General features: G+C 65.6%; 20 protein-coding genes. 8 read left to right on the top strand and 12 right to left on the bottom strand.

Annotated features, from left to right (window positions below; genetic code table 11):
- Positions 1–32: 32 nt before the first annotated feature.
- Positions 33–593: a gluconokinase gene (locus tag AC5WEY_RS08185; protein WP_057476680.1), complete on the bottom strand. Its 561-nt coding sequence runs from the start codon at positions 591–593 to the stop codon at positions 33–35.
- An 80-nt stretch (positions 594–673) separates the two neighbouring features.
- Here AC5WEY_RS08185 and AC5WEY_RS08180 point away from each other — a divergent pair, with 80 nt between their 5' ends.
- Together AC5WEY_RS08180 and otsB are read left to right on the top strand one after the other, a co-directional pair.
- Complete coding sequence (locus AC5WEY_RS08180) at positions 674–1,417, top strand: FadR/GntR family transcriptional regulator (protein ID WP_057476681.1); 744 nt, start codon at positions 674–676, stop codon at positions 1,415–1,417.
- Between the two features lie 59 nt (positions 1,418–1,476).
- Positions 1,477–4,029 (top strand): trehalose-phosphatase, encoded by a 2,553-nt coding sequence (gene otsB / locus AC5WEY_RS08175; protein WP_495645409.1) that lies wholly within the window; start codon positions 1,477–1,479, stop codon positions 4,027–4,029.
- 210 nt (positions 4,030–4,239) lie between these two features.
- On the opposite strand, the gene AC5WEY_RS08170 is transcribed toward otsB, so the two are convergent.
- Entirely contained in the window at positions 4,240–5,346 is a 1,107-nt protein-coding gene (locus tag AC5WEY_RS08170) for a LacI family DNA-binding transcriptional regulator (protein WP_057476683.1), read from the bottom strand.
- A 142-nt stretch (positions 5,347–5,488) separates the two neighbouring features.
- On the opposite strand from AC5WEY_RS08170, the gene AC5WEY_RS08165 reads away from it, so the two are divergent.
- The 6 genes from AC5WEY_RS08165 to AC5WEY_RS08140 are packed head-to-tail and all read left to right on the top strand — an operon-like array spanning position 5,489 to position 10,463.
- Positions 5,489–6,502 (top strand): metal ABC transporter solute-binding protein, Zn/Mn family, encoded by a 1,014-nt coding sequence (locus tag AC5WEY_RS08165; protein WP_495645408.1) that lies wholly within the window; start codon positions 5,489–5,491, stop codon positions 6,500–6,502.
- Positions 6,503–6,533: 31 nt separating this feature from the next.
- Positions 6,534–7,367 carry a metal ABC transporter ATP-binding protein gene (locus tag AC5WEY_RS08160; RefSeq protein ID WP_495645407.1) on the top strand — a complete coding sequence of 278 codons (834 nt, stop codon included), beginning with the start codon at positions 6,534–6,536 and terminating at the stop codon, positions 7,365–7,367.
- On the top strand, positions 7,364–8,242 hold the full coding sequence (locus AC5WEY_RS08155) for a metal ABC transporter permease (protein ID WP_032380152.1): 879 nt from the start codon (positions 7,364–7,366) through the stop codon (positions 8,240–8,242). Before AC5WEY_RS08160 ends, AC5WEY_RS08155 begins: the two co-directional genes overlap by 4 nt.
- Positions 8,243–8,251: 9 nt before the next feature.
- Positions 8,252–9,010 (top strand): LamB/YcsF family protein, encoded by a 759-nt coding sequence (locus tag AC5WEY_RS08150; RefSeq protein ID WP_495645406.1) that lies wholly within the window; start codon positions 8,252–8,254, stop codon positions 9,008–9,010.
- The gene (locus tag AC5WEY_RS08145; RefSeq protein WP_495645405.1) at positions 9,010–9,612 is read left to right on the top strand and encodes a 5-oxoprolinase subunit B family protein; all 603 of its coding nucleotides are present in this window, start codon (positions 9,010–9,012) and stop codon (positions 9,610–9,612) included. The genes AC5WEY_RS08150 and AC5WEY_RS08145 overlap by 1 nt, the downstream gene beginning before the upstream one ends.
- Complete coding sequence (locus AC5WEY_RS08140; protein WP_495645404.1) at positions 9,609–10,463, top strand: 5-oxoprolinase subunit C family protein; 855 nt, start codon at positions 9,609–9,611, stop codon at positions 10,461–10,463. The genes AC5WEY_RS08145 and AC5WEY_RS08140 overlap by 4 nt, the downstream gene beginning before the upstream one ends.
- 128 nt (positions 10,464–10,591) lie before the next feature.
- On the opposite strand, the gene AC5WEY_RS08135 is transcribed toward AC5WEY_RS08140, so the two are convergent.
- From AC5WEY_RS08135 to AC5WEY_RS08090, 10 genes are all read right to left on the bottom strand, one after another.
- Entirely contained in the window at positions 10,592–11,461 is an 870-nt protein-coding gene (locus tag AC5WEY_RS08135) for a hypothetical protein (protein ID WP_495645403.1), read from the bottom strand.
- Positions 11,458–13,071, bottom strand: a complete 1,614-nt coding sequence (locus tag AC5WEY_RS08130) for a thiamine pyrophosphate-binding protein (protein WP_495645402.1) — start codon at positions 13,069–13,071, stop codon at positions 11,458–11,460. Before AC5WEY_RS08130 ends, AC5WEY_RS08135 begins: the two co-directional genes overlap by 4 nt.
- 42 nt (positions 13,072–13,113) lie before the next feature.
- On the bottom strand, positions 13,114–13,566 hold the full coding sequence (locus AC5WEY_RS08125; RefSeq protein ID WP_495645401.1) for a MaoC/PaaZ C-terminal domain-containing protein: 453 nt from the start codon (positions 13,564–13,566) through the stop codon (positions 13,114–13,116).
- A complete protein-coding gene (locus AC5WEY_RS08120) occupies positions 13,563–14,195 on the bottom strand; it encodes a GNAT family N-acetyltransferase (protein WP_495645400.1) in 633 nt (210 codons plus the stop codon). The genes AC5WEY_RS08125 and AC5WEY_RS08120 overlap by 4 nt, the downstream gene beginning before the upstream one ends.
- Positions 14,192–14,845 (bottom strand): hypothetical protein, encoded by a 654-nt coding sequence (locus AC5WEY_RS08115; RefSeq protein WP_495645399.1) that lies wholly within the window; start codon positions 14,843–14,845, stop codon positions 14,192–14,194. The genes AC5WEY_RS08120 and AC5WEY_RS08115 overlap by 4 nt, the downstream gene beginning before the upstream one ends.
- A 15-nt stretch (positions 14,846–14,860) precedes the next feature.
- Positions 14,861–15,130, bottom strand: a complete 270-nt coding sequence (locus tag AC5WEY_RS08110; protein ID WP_495645398.1) for a phosphopantetheine-binding protein — start codon at positions 15,128–15,130, stop codon at positions 14,861–14,863.
- Between the two features lie 72 nt (positions 15,131–15,202).
- Entirely contained in the window at positions 15,203–16,099 is an 897-nt protein-coding gene (locus AC5WEY_RS08105) for a beta-ketoacyl synthase N-terminal-like domain-containing protein (RefSeq protein ID WP_495645397.1), read from the bottom strand.
- A gap of 117 nt (positions 16,100–16,216) precedes the next feature.
- A complete protein-coding gene (locus AC5WEY_RS08100) occupies positions 16,217–17,593 on the bottom strand; it encodes an AMP-binding protein (RefSeq protein ID WP_495645396.1) in 1,377 nt (458 codons plus the stop codon).
- Positions 17,590–18,045, bottom strand: coding sequence for a hypothetical protein (locus tag AC5WEY_RS08095; RefSeq protein WP_495645395.1), 456 nt, complete (start codon positions 18,043–18,045; stop codon positions 17,590–17,592). Before AC5WEY_RS08095 ends, AC5WEY_RS08100 begins: the two co-directional genes overlap by 4 nt.
- Positions 18,042–19,262 carry an aldehyde dehydrogenase family protein gene (locus tag AC5WEY_RS08090; RefSeq protein WP_495645394.1) on the bottom strand — a complete coding sequence of 407 codons (1,221 nt, stop codon included), beginning with the start codon at positions 19,260–19,262 and terminating at the stop codon, positions 18,042–18,044. Before AC5WEY_RS08090 ends, AC5WEY_RS08095 begins: the two co-directional genes overlap by 4 nt.
- Between the last annotated feature and the right edge of the window lies 1 nt (position 19,263).

The raw sequence follows: 19,263 nt of genomic DNA, 5'->3' as shown, positions 1-19,263 counted from the left end.
GGGCCGGCGGACCGAGGCCGACCCCAAGGCAATCAGTGACTCTCCGACATCCCCGCGCGCTTCTCGAGCTCGACGAGGACGCGTTCGGCGATCTTCGTGGGCGGCGGGCCGATGTCGACGACGATGGCGTTCTCGTCCTCACCGAGCGGCTCGAGTGTGGCGATCTGGGTGTCGAGCAACGAGGACGGCATGAAGTGGTCCATGCGTGCATTGAGACGCCCACTGATCCGGTCCTTGGTTCCGGCCAGGTGCACGAAGATCACCTCGGCACCCTCCCTGGATGCAGCACTGAGCACGTCCCGATACGACCGCTTGAGCGCTGAGCAGGTCACGATCCCGGATCGGCCCGTCGTGGTGTGGTCGGTGATCCACGCCGCGATCACGTCGAGCCACGGCCACCTGTCCTCGTCCGTCAAGGGCTGACCCGACGCCATCTTCGCCACATTGGCGTCCGGGTGCAGGTCGTCGCCCTCCTGGAGGTCCCACTTCAATGCTCCGGCGAGGATGCCCGCCACCGTCGACTTGCCCGATCCCGATACGCCCATCACCACGAGAACCGGATGATGCGCTCTGCCTGTCGTCTCCGCTGCCATCCCTCGATACTGCTCCATCGAGGTCGTGCAGATCGGACAGACGCGAGAAACCGGGCGAGCCGTGGGACGATCGAGCGAACATGACCGAGACCAACGACTTCCGCCAATTGCACGATTCGGTGCTCGACGAGCTCGGTCGCGACATCGTCAGCGGCGCAATCCCGAGCGGAACCCGAATCTCGGCCGACGACGTCGCCGTGCGATTCACCGTCTCGCGAACGGTCGTACGGGAAGTGGTTCGGGTTCTCGAGTCGCTGGGGTTGCTGACCGTGCGGCGGCGCGTCGGGATCACCGTGCAGAGTTCCGACAACTGGAATTCTCTGGATCCGGTCGTCATCCGTTGGCAGTTGGCCGGGCCCGCTCGTGCCGAGCAACTGCTACTGCTCAGCGAATTGCGTTCGGGCATCGAGCCTTTGGCGGCCAAGCTGGCTGCCCACCGGGCCACGCCCGAGCAGTGCGGCGCACTGACGGCCGCCGTCATCGGAATGTCGTCGACGTCCCGCGCGGCCGACTCCGAGGCGTATCTCGAACACGATTGCAACTTTCATCGGACGTTGCTCGCCGCGTCGGGCAATCCGATGTTGCGGTCGATGTCCGACATCGTGGTGGAGGTGCTCGCCGGCCGCACCCGGCACGCCCTGATGTCACGGCAGGCAGATCCGGAGGCGATCCGTCTGCACGGGGTGGTCGCCTCGTCGATCCAGTCCGGTGATGCCGACGCCGCGCAGCGAGCCATGTTGGCCATCGTCACCAAGTCCGCCGCGTCGATGTCGGCGGCCTCGGGTGTGACGCCGTCGCCCGGTCTGGTGCCCGACCAGCAGTGATACGCCGAGCGCGCGAAGCCAGGTACGCCGAGACGAGGTTCATCGCCTAGATTCGACGCGTGACTGCTCTCGAATTGCCGCTCGAACTTCGCCGCGCGCTCGTTGGAGTCGCTCGGACTCCGCGCCTGCTCGTCGCGTCCGATTACGACGGCACCATGGCTCCGATCGTGTCCGACCCGCAGAAGGCCTTCCCGCACCCAGAGTCCGTGAGCGCGATGCGCGGGCTCGCCTCGCTGGCCGGCACCAACGCCGCCGTCATCTCCGGGCGCGCCCTGCGTGATCTCGCGATCCTCTCTCGGTTGCCGTCCGAGGTGCAGCTCGTGGGCAGCCACGGCAGCGAGTTCGACGCCGGGTTCGTCAACGCCATCGACGACGACGCCAAGAAGCTCCTCACCCTCATCACCGGAGAACTGCAAACCATCGCCGACGCCCATCCCGGCGTCAGCATCGAGACCAAGCCGGCCAGCGTCGCGCTGCACGTGCGCAACGCCGAGACTGCCGCCGGTGACGAGGCGCTTGCCGCCGTGCGTTCCGGGGCGGCAGCACGCGACGGTGTTCAGGTCACCGAGGGCAAGTCCGTCATCGAGCTGGCCGTCATCGTCACCGACAAGGGCGTCGCCCTCGATATTCTTCGCCACCAGGAAGCCGCTACTGCCGCAGTCTTCTTCGGCGACGACGTCACCGACGAGAAGGCTTTCGGCCATTTGCACGGCCCCGATATCGGGGTCAAGATCGGGCCGGGCGACACCCTCGCAGAGTTCCGTATCGACAGCACCGAACAGGTCGCGCTGGCCTTGGCGTTCCTGTTGGAGGAGCGTCGGCAGTGGCTGTCTGGAGCCGATGCACCACGGATCGAACGTCTGACGATGTTGGCCAGCCCCAATGCGGTTGCCCTGCTCACCCCCGATGCCGACGTCACCTGGCTGTGCCACCCCGAACCCGATTCCGCAGCCGTGTTCGCGCACCTGCTCGGCGGCGATCAGGCCGGCCACTTCAGCGTCGGACCCACCCGCGCATCGCTGCCACTCAGTCAGCAGTACGTGGACGGAACGATGACTGTGCAGACCAAATGGGCCAGCCTGCAGGTCACCGACTACCTCCCGCACGACATCGGCCAGGGCCAGACCGCTCTGACGCGCGTCATCACCGGCAAAGCCACCGCCGTGGTGACGTTCGCGCCGCGTCCGGAATTCGGAAAAGCCTGGGCCTCACTGGAACCCGACGCCGAGGGCCTGCGTGTCCTCGGTACGGCCGATCCGATGGTGCTGCGCAGTCCCGGCGTCACCTGGAACATCGTGTCCGACGGGTCGCAGCAGACAGCACACGCCGAGGTCGACCCCTCCGACGGACCGATCGTTCTCGAATTGCGTCTCGGCACAGACGATCTGGGCGAACATCCCTGGGCCGAGGTCGAGCGTCGTCGCGCGGCCGAGGCCTACTGGAAGGACTGGGCCGACGGCCTGGACCTGCCGCCGCTCAAGCGCGATCTGATGAAGCGATCGGCACTGACGCTGCGCGGCCTGGTGCACGCCGAGTCCGGTTCGATCATGGCGGCCGCCACCACCTCACTGCCAGAAGACATCGGTGGAGTGCGTAACTGGGACTACCGCTACTGCTGGCTGCGCGACGCTGCACTCACCGCGACCGCACTGGTGGACGTCGGATCGGTCGCCGAGGCCGAGAACTACCTGTCCTGGATCCACGGGGTACTGGAATCGGTGTCGGGCCCGGAACGCCTACACCCGCTGTACACCATCTGGGGTCTCGGACTTCCTCCCGAAGCGGTCATCGACGAGCTGCCGGGGTACGCCGGATCGCGTCCGGTGCGCGTGGGAAACGCTGCCAATCAACAGGTTCAGCTCGACGTCTTCGGACCCATCGTCGAATTGGTCTCCGCCCTCGCCCACGCCCGTAAGGCCAAGGGGGCCGAGAACGGCCTGTCCGACGACGACTGGGAACTCGTCCGCGCCATGGTCGAAGCCGTCGAACGACGCTGGTTCGAGCCCGATCACGGCATCTGGGAAATCCGCGACAATCCCCGCCACCACGTCTACTCGAAGGTGATGGGCTGGATCACCGTCGACCGTGCTATCGGACTGGCCGAAACCTTCGGCCGCACAGCCGAATCGAGCTGGGCACCCCTGCGCGAGAAAATCCGTGAGGAAGTCCTCGCCAACGGCTGGAACGACGAGGTGCAGTCCTTCACCGCCGCCTACGACGGCACCGACCTCGACGCCGCGACGTTGTACATCGGCCTGTCGGGTCTGATCGATCCGGCAGATCCGCGCTTCGCCGCCACCGTCACTGCCACCGAGGCCGAATTGCGGAGCGGGTCGACCGTCTACCGCTACCGCCACGACGACGGTCTCCCCGGCGGCGAAGGCGGATTTCACCTGTGCGCCGCCTGGCTCGTCGAGGCATATCTGTTGGTGGGACAGCGCGCCGAGGCCGAGGCTCTGTTCGCCCAACTCGTCAGCGCTGCCGGACCGACAGGCCTGCTCAGTGAGGAATACGACCCGATTGCCGAACGATCGCTCGGCAACCATCCGCAGGCCTACAGTCACCTGGGTCTGCTGCGTTGTGCGAGATTGCTCAGCGCTCAGCCTTCCTGACCTCCACCCAACCCACCCCCGGTTCACCCCCAGTCCGGATCAATGCGCCTTTGTTGCACTCAGACTGACTGAAACCCACATTCATCCCGAACCGGGTTCCGGCCGACACCGAATGAATGTGGCTTTGTTGCAGTCAGACTGACTGAAACCCACATTGATCCCGAACGGGGGGTCGGGCAGAGCTGGGGCGGGCGGTTGGGCGAAAGAAGGTCAAGCGATTGCGGGCGGTTGCTCCGGCGGCGGTCCTGCGGTTCGTCCGCGGAAGAGTTCGGTCGGCAGGGTTTCGGCGGCGACGATGCCCGAGTGCGAGGACGAGAGCACCAGTTTCCCGGCTCGTCGGCCTTTTTCTTCGGCATCCTGGCGCACGGTGGTGAGGTTCTCGCGGATCGCGTCGGAGATGCCGTCGAATCCGGTCACCGAGAGTTGGCTCGGCACATCGATTCCGGAGACCTTCGCGAAGTTGAGAGCACCCAGCGCGATGACGTCGGTGGTGCAGAGCAGGGCCGTGGTTTCGCGGTTGGCTTGCAGCGCTTGGGCCGCAGCGGAGTGGCCGGAGCGAACGGTGTGGTCGAATCGTTCGACGACGGTGAGGGTGTCGGGATCGAGTCCGGCGTCGATCATCGCGGCCTGCACGCCGGCGATACGTTCGCGCTGAACGTGGAAGTGACTGTCCGCCAGCCGCCCCGGGGGCACGACGCCATCGCGGCGGTCGCGTCCGAGCCGCATGCACAACACGGCGAGATGCTCGTGTCCGAGTGAGATGAGATGCGCGGCAAGCATTTTCATGGCGACGCGGTCGTCGATAGCAACGAGGGCGGCCTCGGGGATGTTGCGGGGCTGGTCGCACACAACGATCGGGAGGTGACGTTCGCGCACTGCAGCGAGGTAGGGGTCGTCGTCGGCAACGGAGTACACGACGAATCCGTCGACTCCCGCCTGTTGCACCACGGCGGCAGCCTGGACGTCGTCTCGCTCGGCACCAGCGGGGATCAACAGCAGACCCTGCCCTGCGGCCTCGCAGGATTCGGCGAGGCCTGCAAGGAAGCTCATGGCGGCCGGGTCACGGAAGGAGTAGCTGAGGGCTTCGGTGAGAAGCAGCCCGATGGCTCCGGCCTTGCGGGTACGCAGCGATCGGGCAACCGGGTCGGGGCCCGCGTAGCCGCGCCGTTTGGCCGCCTGAAGTACGCGTTCGCGCAGTTCGGGAGAGAGCTGATCCGGTCGGTTGTAGGCGTTCGAGACAGTGGTGCGCGATACCTTCAGCTCGGCAGCAATCGATGCCAACGTCGCTTGACGTCGCGGTTCGCTCGACCTGACCATTACCGGGACGTTAGTCCCACTACGCACTCCGGAGAAATTGGAGGTCGCCTTCGTCCGATTCGATCGAGAGCCCCGACGAGCGCTAGAGTACAACGGTAACGGTTTCCATTAGCGTCAAGCCTTGCCCATCAGGAGTACAACGATGTCGTCCATCCATCGCGCGTCCCGGACCAAGCTCACGGCTGTACTGGGCCTGACCTGCGCCGCAGCCCTCACATTGAGTGCGTGCAGCTCCAGCGATCCTGCGAGCATCGAGTCCGCCCCCGCCACCCCTGTCGACGGGCCGATCACGATCGTCGCGTCCACCAACGTCTGGGGAAGCGTCGCCGAGGCGGTTGCCGGTGACCTCGCGACAGTGACGTCGATCATCTCCGATCCCTCTGCGGATCCGCATTCCTACGAGGCGAGCCCGGCCGACGCGGCGTCCGTCTCCGAGGCGTCGCTGGTGGTCTACAACGGCGGTGGCTACGACCAATTCATCGAGGACATCCTCGATTCCGAGGCACAGAACGTGCCCTCGGTCGACGCCTTCACTCTGCTCGACGAGAGCCACGATCACGCCTCCGACGAGCCCACCTCGGAAGCCGCACCCGAACCCACGGCGGACGACGGTCATTCACACGGCGAGGTCAACGAACACGTCTGGTACAACGCCGAGGTGGCAGCGCACGCCGCCGAGGAGATCGCCGACAAGCTCGGCCAGCTCGATCCCGACAACGCCGCGCAGTACACCGCCAACGCCGAGACCTTCCACGAGCAGGTCCACGCCATCACCGACGTGACGGCGAAGATCGCCGCCGATTTCCCGAACGCGCCGGTGGCCCAGACCGAACCGATCGCGCACTACCTGATCGAGGAGTCCGATCTCGACGATCGCACCCCCGAGGACTTCAAGGATTCCATCGAGGAAGGTAACGACCCGTCGCCAGCCTCCATCGCCGCAACGCGAGATCTGTTCACGTCCGAGTCCGTTCACGCGCTGGTCTACAACATCCAGACCGAGGACGCCGTCACCCAGGACATTCGCTCCACGAGCGAGGCCGCGGGCATCCCCGTCGTCGAGGTCACCGAAACGCTGCCCGCAGGCATGACGTACATCGAATGGCAGACCAAGGCCGCGACGGATCTGCAGGCCGCTCTCACCACCGCCTCCTGAACCCGACGAGCGTGATGGAAAGCTGTAGTACATGCCTGCTGTAGAACTGCGCGATGCCGGACTGGCGTTCGGCGACCGCACGCTGTGGCAGAACCTGGACCTGACGGTCGAGAAGGGCGAATTCGTCGCCGTTCTCGGCCCCAACGGATCCGGTAAGACGTCTCTGCTCAAGGTGTTGCTCGGCCAGAATCAGCTCACGTCCGGCACGGCCGCGATCGACGCTAATCCCGTCCGTCGCGGCCAGTCGGGCGTGGGATACGTCCCGCAGCAACGCAACATCGACGACGATCTGCCGCTGCGCGGACGCGATCTCGTCGGCCTGGGCTGGGACGGCCACAAATGGGGCATGGGATTGCGCGGCATGCGACAGCGCAAGGACACGGTGCAGCGAGCGATCGATCAGGTCGACGCCAACTCGTTCGCGGGTGCCCCGGTCGGCTCGATGTCCGGCGGCGAGCAGCAGCGGCTGCGCATCGCTCAGGCACTCGTCGGGGACCCCTCGGTCCTGCTGTGCGACGAGCCGCTGCTGAGCCTGGACCTCGCAAACCAATCTCTGGTCTCGGGCCTCATCGATCGCCGACGGCGGGAGCACGACACGGCGGTGCTGTTCGTGACCCACGAGATCAACCCGATCCTCCCGCTCGTCGACCGCATCGTCTACATCGTCGACGGCCGGTTCCGCATCGGCACTCCCGAGAAGGTCATGACCACCGAGGTGTTGTCGGAGCTCTACGGCACCGAGGTCGAGGTGCTGAAGGTCCGCGGCCGACTCGTGGTCGTCGGTACCGGCGACTCCATCGATGCGCTCGGCTCGGCAGGCGCACACCACCCACCCGTGTCGCACGACAGAGAAGACAAGGCATGAACGAGAAGGTTCTCGACGCATTCTCGAAGATGCTCGACTTCGACACCACCGCCAATCTGCTGACGTACGACTTCGTCCAGCAGGCGCTGATCGCGGCCGCAATTCTCGGGTTGCTCGCGGGCGCTCTCGGACCGTTGATAGTCAGCCGCCAATGGGCCTTCGCGGTACACGGATCCAGTGAACTCTCGCTCACCGGCGCATCCGCTGCTCTGCTCGTCGGCATCACCGTGGGCCTCGGAGCAATCGTCGGTTCGGTCGTCGCGGCCGTGATGTTCGCATTGCTCGGCAACAAGGCCCGCGATCGCGACTCGGTCATCGGCGTCATCATGTCGTTCGGCCTCGGCCTGTCGGTGTTGTTCATCTGGCTCTACCCGGGCCGAACCGGCACCAGCTTCTCGTTGCTCATCGGCCAGATAGTCGGCGTCGGGCAGAGCGGAATCCAGCTGCTGCTGGTCTGCGCCGTGCTGGTGCTGATCGTGCTCGCGGTGGTCTACCGGCCGCTGCTGTTCGCCAGTACAGACCCCGAGGTAGCGCTGGCGAGAGGCGTCCCCGTCCGTGCGCTGTCGGTCGTGTTCGCGGTACTCGTCGGCGTGGCGTGTGCGCTGGGCGTCCAGATAGTCGGTGCCCTGCTGGTGCTCTCGCTGTTGATCACTCCCGCCGCGGCTGCCGCGCGGGTCACGGCCAGCCCACTCAAGGCGACGCTGCTGTCCATCCTGTTCGCCGAGATCGCCGCCGTCGGGGGCATCCTGCTCTCCCTCGCACCCGGACTGCCGGTCTCGACGTTCGTCACCACCATCTCGTTCGTGATCTACCTCCTCTGCCGCGCTGTGGGTGCAACACGCAAGGCCAATTCCGGACGGCTCGTCGCCGCTTAAGATGGCAGCGTGACGGCCATCGATCTCAACGCCGATCTCGGCGAAAGCTACGGTGCATGGACTCTGGGCGACGACGACGCCATGCTCGCCGTGGTCTCGAGCGCCAACGTTGCGTGCGGCTTTCATGCCGGTGATCCCACCACTTTGTTGCGCACGTGCCGCTCGGCCGCGAACGCAGCGGTGCGGATCGGAGCGCAGGTGGGGTATCACGACCTTGCCGGATTCGGCCGACGCTTTCTCGACGTCTCCCCCGCCGACCTCACTGCCGACGTCATCTACCAGATGGGCGCTCTCGACGCGCTCGCTCAGGTAGCCGGCTCTGCGATTGCCTACGTCAAACCGCATGGGGCGCTCTACAACGCGATCGTGCACCACCGCGAGCAGGCACGGGCCGTGGTCGACGCCGTCAGCTCGTACGACGCGACCCTGCCGGTCCTCGGGCTCCCCGGTTCGGTCTTCCTGGAGGAGGCCGAGCGGGCCGGACTGCGCACTGTCGCCGAGGCTTTCGCAGACCGCGCCTACACCCCGCAGGGAACGCTGGTGTCGCGCTCGGAGCCCGGTGCCGTGCTGTCGGACCCCGATGCGGTGGCACAGCGAGTGCTGACCATGGTCACCAATGGGACCACCATGGCCGTGGACGGCTCGACCATCGACGTTCGGGCCGACTCGATCTGCTTGCACGGCGACTCCCCCGGCGCAGTCGCGATGGCCACCGCCGTCTCGGAGCTGCTGCGCAACAACCACATCGACATCACCGCCTTCGTCTGATGCTCATCCTCCCGGCCGGCGATAATGCGACACTCGTCGAATTCGACGGCCTGGACGAGTCGATGGCGTACTACCGCGCGCTGACTCTGAACCCACCGGCTGCCGTCGTCGACCTCGTTCCCGCCGCGCGCACCGTCCTGGTGATGTTCGACGGTCCGCGGCAGCCGATACTGGACTGGATCTCGGCCACCGAGCCGGCCGAGTCAGACGACTACAACCGCGCCGACACCGTGACGATCTCGGTCGTCTACGACGGCGAAGACCTCGACGAAGTGGCCCACCTGACGGGACTGTCCACCACGGAAGTCGTTGCCGCGCATTGTGAACAGACGTGGACCGTCGCGTTCGGCGGCTTCGCCCCCGGGTTCGGTTACCTCGTCGGCACCGACACCCGACTGCACGTCCCGCGACGTACATCGCCGCGCACCGCTGTCCCGGCCGGTGCAGTGGGACTCGCGGGCGAGTTCTCGGGCATCTACCCACGCTCGTCGCCCGGCGGCTGGCAATTGATCGGACGTACCGACGCACAGTTGTGGAACCTCGATCGCGATCCACCCGCACTGCTTCGCCCCGGCACCACCGTCCGATTCGAGCGAACATGAATACCCTCACCGTGCTGCGGACGGGGCCGCTGTGCGCCGTGCAGGATCGCGGCCGCCCGGGGCATGCGTCGATCGGAGTCGGCCGCTCCGGTGCGGCAGACCTGCTCTCACACGATGCCGCAAACCGATTGGTGGGCAACAATTCCGCTGCCGCGACACTCGAGGTGACCTTCGGAGGACTGACGCTTCGCGCCGAGTTCGACGCTGTTGTCGCAGTCACCGGTGCGGACGCGGCCTGCCGAATCGACGGCACGCAGCAGGGACTGTATTCGACACTGGTGATGCGAGCCGGGCAGGAACTGGAGCTGTCTGCGCCGACATCAGGTCTGCGCAGCTACCTCGCCGTACGCGGCGGAATCGACGTGCCCGCTGTCCTCGGCAGCCGATCGACGGACACGATGTCGGGCATCGGCCCCGCTGTCCTCTCCCCCGGCGATGTGCTCGCCATCGGCAACGACAGCGCGGCATGGCCCGCCGCGGAGTTCGTGCCGCCACCATCGATTCGAGCCACACTGCACGTCACGTTCGGGCCACGCGAGAACTGGTTCACCGAGCACGCCCGATCGCTGCTACTGGAGCAGCCCTGGACCGTCACGCAGGATTCGGATCGCGTCGGAATCAGGCTCGACGGGGCCGAGCCGTTGAGCCTGGTCGACGACAATGAATTGCCCAGCGAGGGAATGGTTCTCGGCGCCCTTCAGGTGCCGCCGTCCGGGCAGCCGGTGCTGTTTCTCGCCGACCACCCCGTCACGGGCGGCTATCCGGTGATCGCCGTCGTCACCGCGGACGACGTGTCCGCCGCCGCGCAGCTGACCCCCGGAACGCAGATACGGTTTCGCGGCGTCGGCTGAATCGGACCCGTCGGACTCGTGCCGGCATCAGAGCAGACAGCAGCCTGCAACGACGTCCTCGCGACAGTGTGCTCACCTCGCGTCGACATTGCCCGATGACTGGACAATCCGCCCCTCCGAGGAACGTTTCAGTGGCGAGACCCGATTCCGTTGACGACGGCGATGCAGCGAACGACTTCGACGTCCTCGTACGAAGTGAACCACGTGCGGTCGGCGATGTTGCGAACGAGGGTTTCGAGAGTGAAATCGTCGAGGGCCTGCGGGTCCACATCCGACCCCCCCGATGCGGTGTACCGAGTCACCAAGGCTCGCGTGAGTCGGCTCGGCACCATCGCCGACTGCACCGGAGACGAGACCGCGTGCGTCGTGAACTGCGCGACGAGCGCCCCCAGATCGAACTCGAGGGGGGCGCATCCCGCGTCCTCACCCGCCATCACGACGAGGCGACCATCAGGATCGGCGACGCTGTAGCCGATATCGGCCCAGCCGTGAACGAGCCTGCCGCCGATCGAGAGATCGACGGTGAGAATATCGTCGAGACGATCCCGCACCCGACGATCGAGCCCGTCGAGGACCGCCGCGCGACCTGCGCTGCGTCGGCGATCTCCGAGATCGGGCTCGGACCACCAGGATCGAAGCCGGGTGCGCGCCGGCGGATCGGTATCGGAACCGGATACGACGGGTAGTCGGTGCAACTCCGCCAGCACTTCGGCCCACTGCCCAACCGTGGTCATCCAGTCGTGATCCGATACCGCCAGTGTGTGACGGGCGGGAAGCCGATAGCGGCGCACCACATCGTCACCGTCACCGACCACCACACGGTGCCCGGACGACGAGGTGAACGGGACCACGGGTAGAGCCGAGAACGGATGAGCAGGATCTGGGGCCGTTCGAGTCCAGGTCCACGGCCCCTGTGGTGTCACTCGAATTCTGGTGGCCCGGATGGCCGTGCCGAAATCGACGGCACCGGAATCGACAGCACGGACTCCCGCGGTCATGCCTTGCTCCCGTCCTCCGGTGGGAAAGGCACGCGTGCCGCGATATCCGCGACCAACAAACGGGGACCGGACAGCGGAGTGAGGCGATCGAGGCACTCGCGTAGCGAAAGGACCGACGACGCTCTCTCGCAGGGGATCCCGCATGCGTCGGCGACTGCACTCGCCCCGGACGGAACGCCGAACTCAGCCAACGAGGTATCGCTGCGGGTCGACGCGGGCCAACCGAACCCGCCGTCGTCGAGCACGACGAACATGATGTCGGCCCGGTTCTCGGCGGCAGTGGTCACAGTCGTGAGGTTGACCGAGAAAGCTCCGTCGCCGCCGACCGCAAGCACTCGTGCGCCGGCCAGTGCTGCCCCGAGCCCGGCGGAGATGCCGAATCCCAAGGCGGTTTGCTCCCCGGGAGCGAGGGTGACGACGCGGGACGGGATCCTGCACACCGGAGCGTAGTACCCCCACAGATCGGCCAGCCCGTTCTCCTGCGCGAGAACGTCCACATCGTGATCGTGTAGTGCACGAGACAGCTCCTGCCAGACCGTCGGAGCGTCGAGGACGTCGCCGGTGTCTGCGAAGGGCCGAACAGCGAAGGGCGTCCACCAGACCTCTCCTTGACCGCCTTCGGTGGCCTGCGCCGTCACCGCGAGAAACTCTCCGGCATCCGCGACGACCGTCGTGGAGACGGGGACCGAACCGACCAACGACCCCGGGTCTGCATCGACCTGGATCACGGTGGTCGACGGGTCGAGAGTCCACCCCATACGGGCTGTCTCCTCGAGTCGGCTACCGACCGTGACGATCAGGTCGGCCGCTTCGAGAGCTCGTAGACCCTCGATCGGTGCATAGAGCCCCATCACACCTGCGAAGTGTGGGTCGTCTTCCGGGAACGACCCACGACCGGAGGCTGTCACGAATACGGACGACCCGGAATTATGTGCCAATCGAGCTGCAGCGGAACGTACTACGTCGATGCTCCTCGACGCCCTGCACCCACCGCCGAGCACGAGTACCGACCGTTCGGCCTCACGCAGAGCAGACACGACCGGTGCCAGCGTCTCTGCGTCGTGTCGAGGCACGACAATCGGAGTCGACGATGGCCACGGCACTGTCGGTGCATCGCCGTGCATGACGAGGTCCGCGTCGACGATGACGTGCACCGGCGCTCTGCACGCATTCTCGGCCAGATGAATTGCGCGCGCGAGGGCGCGGTCCAGGTCGTCCGCGGACCGCGCGAAGTGGACGTCGGCAAAGAGTCCTTCCTCGTAGCGCTCGACCGGGACGTGTTGGAATCCACCGCGCTCCCGTTCGGACTCACGCGAGGCCACCGTGATCACGAGCATCGGCGTCCGGGTCGAATACGCTTCCGAAATACCAACCAGCGCTTGAAGAAAGCCCGGTCCGCTGTGGAGTGTCACCACTGCGGCGCGACCCGACATGCGCGCGTATCCCGCTGCCGTACAGGCTGCGGTGCGCTGATCTCGGAATCCGACCGCGAAGGAGCCACCGAGGCGAGCTTCGTCCAGCAGGTCCGGATCGTCGCCCACGACACCGCAGTACAGGCGAGGTCCATCGCTTTCGAGCCGGGCCAGCACGTGCTTCCACAGGCGGGTCATGTTCGGTCCCTTCGTTGTTCGAGGACGGCGGCTTGGGCTGGGTCAGGACTCCGCCTGATACCGCAGCCGAAGAGTCCCGGCCGCGGCGATACGTGATCGAGAAGAATGCACCCACACCACGAACTCGGCTCGGGCATCGAGTGCATCGGCATTCGACTGCGTGTCGATCCCGGTGACCTCGACCCCGATGGCAGTTCCGGCGCGTACCGGTGACGCGAAGTCCAGTCGGCCGAAGCCGAGGTTGATCACCGCTACCGCGCCCGCACATCGGCGTTCGAAAGCCTGCACGGACTCGTCGTTGTCGACGACGTCGCCGACCATCGTCGGAATCAAGGACGCGACGAGCATTCCGTGAGCGATCGTTCCTCCGAAGGAGGACCGCGCCGCGCGGTCGGTGTCGACATGCAGCCACTGATGGTCACCGGTCACTTCGGCAAACGTGTCGATCATTCTCTGTGACAGTGTGATCGAACGTCCGGTGTCGAGAGCGGTCATGGTGTTGCCTCCTGGAGCAGTCCGGCACGCACGGACTTCCACAGTTCGTCGGTGGGAGCGGGGTCGCGCGGGCCGGAGCCGGTAGGCAGGTAACCCGCGTCGGTGAAGTCCTTCGCCGTCAGAGATCCGACGACCAGATCTCGTAGGACCGGACCGTCCGCGATCGAGTCCCGCCACACTGCCTCCGGATCGACCATTCCGTTGGCGAGAATGCGCACGGTGTTGGTGTTGTGTACCCCGGCGAACATCTCGAACGTGCGGCAATTCTCGGTGTGGAACAAATATCGGAGCAACGCGATCATGGCATCCATCCCGAGCCCGTTTCCCCAGTCTTCCGGGTCGGCGAGAACCACTCCGAGATGGAACACACCCGAACCGATGACCCTGCAATGGAAAATTCCTGCCGCGCCGGTCCTCGATCCCTCGGGATGGATGTTCTCGGACTTGCGGATGATGGTGCCGAACCGCACAGCGGACGAGTCGGTGGCCATGTCTGTGGCACCGAGCGGACGCACCGAACTGCCTGCGAACAAACGCTGCGAGCCCGCGTCGAACACCCGTCGATACACCTCGGCGTGCTCGCGCGGATCGTGGGCGACAAGTTCTGTCCAGGCCCCGTGAAGATTCACGCCTCGGTCCTCCCGTCGGTGTGGGCAGGCCCATCGATATCCGTACGGATCCGGTCCACGATTCGTGCTCGGATGCGCCGGTGGCGCTCGACGAGTTCGCCCTCGCCGGATCGAAATCGAGCGAGACCCGCACCGGTCACCGAGAACACGACCCCGTTCCAATATCGTCCCGCGGCGAAGAATCGATCTCGCAGTTCGCCCTCACATCGAAATCCCTCGGAATCGAGCAGCGCCTGCAGCATCACGTCGTTGTACACACCGAACGTGATGTCGATGCGGCTGACCTCGACACCGAAACAGAGCAATCGAACGGCCTCGTCCAGTATCGGTGCCACGCCACGCCTGCGCAGCTCGTCGTCGTCCGCGGACCACAGGTCCAGTCGGAAATGACCGGGCGTCTGCATCCGATCTGCATGAATCACAGCGGTATTCGCGACCGCAGTGACGTCCCGGGCCTTTCCCCCACCTCCGTTGTCGGTACCGACCGCAAACGCGACGGCCGCGTCGGTCACGATGCGCCGGGCATCTGCCTCACGCATCCACCCAGGGCCACGTGTGGTCACCGTGGACGTTGGAGCCGCGCACAGTGTGCGGACTGCCCTGTCACTGTCGGACTCGGTCAGGATCGGAGTCGTAAGCTTGGTCGTCACGATTGCCTCCCGAAGTCAGGCCGATGCGGGATCGGACGATTCTTCGATCAGTTTCACGAAGTCGCGTACCCGCACTACGCTCCGCACGTCCTCCTCCGCGATCGAGACATGGTATTTCGCCTGCAGCTGCAGGACGATTTCGAGGACGCCCAGTGAATCGATGTCGAGATCGTTGCCGATCTCCGAGTCGAGCGTGACGGTCACCTCGTCGTCATCGAGATCGTTGATACGCGCGACCTCGGATGCGAACAAGTCGAGAAATTCGGTGGTATCGATGGCGTTCATGTCGATTCTCCTCCATGTGTGACGAAAACGATTCCTGCACTGACGGTTCGGACCAGGTATGGCCTTATCGAACTAAGGAGCATGCACCACCAGCGAGCACGAACTGCCTCCGAATCCGAAGGAGTTCACCAACGCTGTGGTGAGGTCGGGCGCATCGATCACCTCCCCCTCGCCGAGGACTGCGGTGGACGACCGAATGGGAGATTTCAAGTGCGTCGTACCGAAAAGCTTCGATCTCCGCAGGGATTCGAGGGCGAGTGCAGTCGACGCCAGACCGGCCGCGTGCACCGAGTGGCCGAGTTCGCCCTTGCAGGATGTGGTGACCACATCGGGGTTGTCGGCAGTCACCGCGGCATCGATAGCGTCCAGTTCGACCCGATCACCGTGCGTGGTTCCGGTCGCATGGGCCGATACCAAACCTATTCGAGTGCGCGACCGACCGATCGCGGTTCGCATACATGTGGCCTGACTGTCGATGTCCGACTGAGCGCCGCTGCCGAGGGTCCGAATACCCACACCACCGATCTGCGGAGTTTCCGGCACTCCGGGTGGCCCGACGAGGAAGACCCCTGCGAACGCACCCAACGCGGTGCCGTCGGCGCGTGTGTCGAAAGGCCGACAGTAGGTTTCCGAAGAGAGCGCGCCGGCACTGGCGAACGCGGCGGATTCGATGAACCTCGGTGTCATGGCGGCAACTACGAGAACGCGATTCGCCGCGCCCGATTTCGCCATGGTGGCGGCAACTGCGAGGGCCAGACCGCCGGACGCACAGGCGTGGGAGACAACAGCGTGCCGACGCGTATTACCCCGGACGGACTGTCCAGCCAGTGCCGGGTGCAGCCGTCCCGCCGGAAGTCCGTAGTCCTCGACATTTTCCGGCCGAGAAGTGCCCGGGGCCTGCGCTGCGGTCACGACGGGGATCCGATGGTCTTCGGCTACATCGGGATTCGCTTCGAGAAGGCGATTCACATGCTGTGAGCATGTCCTCGCGTGAGGCATCGGCACTCGTGCGAATGGTGTGCGGTCCCGGATCGAACGGACCGACTTCACCGGTCCGGCGCGGCGCGGGGCTTGCCACCGCGTAATTCAGAATACTCGCGTACATGGTGACTCCTCTTTCCCTCCGAGGTAGTCCGAGACGATTCGAGAGAGCCCTCGTCGGTCGAACTTTCCCGAATCGGTGATCGGAACATGCTGCTGCGCAATCGAAACGACATCGCGGACTCGAAACCCAGCCGGGAACGATCGAATCCGCTCGCGGTACGCCGCCACATGCGGTTCCAGGGGGCCTGCACCCGGCCCCGCTACGAGTGCGACAACCAAGCGGGGCGTGCCTCGGCCGCGCGGGTCCACCTGTACGGCAGTCACATCGACGACATCACGGGAAACGTCGCGCAGGCGGTCCTCGAGAATGCTCGAGTGCAGTTTCGTTCCGTTACCGATCAAGATCCCGTCGCTGCGTCCGACGACGACCAACGCGCCCGACTCGTCGAAGCGCCCGACGTCGCCTGTATGCAACCACCCGTCGTGCGAAACATCGGGCGCGGGCACGACGCGACCGGTACCGGGATGCCACACGCGGGAGGCCACACTGGGACTGCGTACCTCGATGTCCCCGTCGACCGACACGCGAACCTCGGTGCCGCGCAGGGGCGTGCCCACCGAGTGCTCCCGGTAGCCTGCGCCGTAGGAAATGGAGACATTGGGGCCGGCCTCGGTCAGACCGTATCCGTTGTGCAACGGTGCGTCGGCGCCGGCGAACGTCTCGACCAGTGCCCGGGGTACGACCTCGCCGCCCACACCACGCACCTCGAGGCGACGCAGGGAGTCGAGCAAAGCCCTGTCCTCACGCATCGCACTTGCCAGATAGCGCCAGACACCGGGAACGGTATCGAGAGTCGACAGCTCCCCCGCGACCAGAGCGGCGGTGATGTGTGAGAAGGAGGTGGGCGCGAACATGATCGGCATACAGCCACCTGCGTGAGCCAGATTGACGACGCTGAATCCGTACGAACTCGTCGGGGAAAGCGCCAGCCCGTACCTGCTCGTCGGCTCGGTGCCGAGCCGCTCGCTCGTCGCCCGCAGCTGATAGTCGAGCGAGTCGTTCGACCACAGCGAGTATCTCGCCACGCCCAGCGTCCCCGATGACGTGGCGAGCGCAGCGGTGTCCGAGGGTGCGTCGGCGTCGAATGCGGCGATCTGGACCGTCACCGATGGAGCGACGGTCGGCATCGCGAAGGAGATACGTTCGGCGACGGTGAACGCAGCCCGCTGACGCGAAGGACCACCGAGGACCAGAGGCAGTCCGAGCTCCCGGCTCGCGGCGTGGACGTACACGAAGGCCTGCGGGTCTTCCGGCGCGAGCACGGCGCGTCCAGCGGTCGGGACCCGCACGAGCGCGTCGCGAGCGCTGCGCACTGCGGCAGGATCGAGCCGATGAGGATGCATCGCACCCGGGCTCACGATTGTTCACCGATGCTGGTGACGGTCATGGACCACGAGTTCGCGTCCGCGTTCTCACGCATCACCTCGACCAGAATGCCCAGCCGACATCCGGTGCTTTCCGACAGCGATTCGAGCACCAGCTCGGCAGTCGCCGGATCGTCTCCGAGGACCAGTGCAGCTCCCTCCCACCCCGCCTTGGTGAGGCGGCCGAAGACTCGGCACCCGTCGGCGTTGAGTACCTCGGTGGGCAGAGCGGGACGCTCGGACTTCTCGACGGCCGCGTATTCTGCTGCGGTCCAGTCGATCAACTCGGATGACGCCACAACCACGTCGGCGTGCCACCGGTCGGACTCGATATCCGGGTCGAGGTCGAGCTGAGCCAGATAGGACGCAATGTGTTTGCCCACCTGCGTGTTCCACCGTAGAAAGTCGAGCTCGCCGAGTTCGGTGCGGACAGAACGGCCGATCACGATGCCACCGCCCTCGGCTGGACCGCGGCCCGCTCGAGCTCTGCCGAAAGCAGGATGGGACGGCCGACCGGCGAGCCGCCTCGGTGCTGTACCCACGACGACCGAACGCCGTGACCGCCGAAGGGCAGGTGTCCGTCCTCGTAGTCGAAAGGACTGACACCGAACGTGTTACGGAAAGTTCCGATGGTCCCGTTCTGCTCGAGCGCGGGTTCGCCGAAACCGAAAACGTACATTCCGCCGGCGGCGACGGGATCCCCGTGCAGGTAGTTCTCGACGTCGGCCCAGTCGTCGTAGATCGCGATGTCGAACATCGGACCGAAGTATTCGGGGCATTCGGCCGACAGCTCGGCGATGTCGCGAACGGCCACAGTGATCGGCGCGTGTGTCGGATGACCACTGGTCTCGCCGGTCCACACCACTCGGTCGCGCAGTGCGTGAGCTTGATTGCGGAACTGGCGGTAGGCGTCATCGTCGAGCAACGGCACGTTGACCAGACCCGGTGTCCGATTGTCCGCGGTGACCGCGATGTCACCGAGCAGGGACACGATCGTGTCGACCACGACGTCCGCAACCGAGGAGTGGACGAAGATGACGTCCGGGCACAGACAGTCCTGCCCGTTGTTGTACATCCGACTTCGCACAACACTCTCGCACGCGGCCGGTAGGGCACCCGGGGCCGACGCAGAGCCGATGACGGCCGGATTCGGCCCGGCACCGAAGCCCAGGAAGGTGGAGTCGTTCAGCGATTCGGCAAGTCGATAGCCGTTCTCGGGTCGACCGTTGAACACCACTGTGCAGCCGTGCGAGACGTCCAGAAACTCGCGCTGCGTGTAGTCACGCATCCGAACGTGGTCCGGCAGGTGGTCGGCAAGTACGTTCTGCAGGGCAAGGTACTGCTTCTTGATGCGGGAGGCAGGCCGTACGAGTACGTCGTCGAGAAACAATCCCGGCAGCAGCATGAAGAGGCCGAGGCTGTACAGGGCGTTGTTGGACGGCAGGTAGACCCGCAGCCGGTTCGAGCGATCCGCTCGGCGGTACGCAGGTGCCTCGACGTGGGCGGTTCGCAGGAGGTGAATCGTGTCGTCGATCTCGGTACGGACGCTGTCCAACGTGGCGATCTCGGTGAGGACGTCGGTGATGCGATCGGACGCGGCCTCGATCGCATCGGCTGTGCGATGCCCTTGCATCAGCGCACCGTCGCATTGTGTTCGGCGCATC

Source organism: Rhodococcoides sp. S146-33 (assembly GCF_059489205.1).
This window is presented reverse-complemented; position numbering and strand designations above follow the sequence as displayed.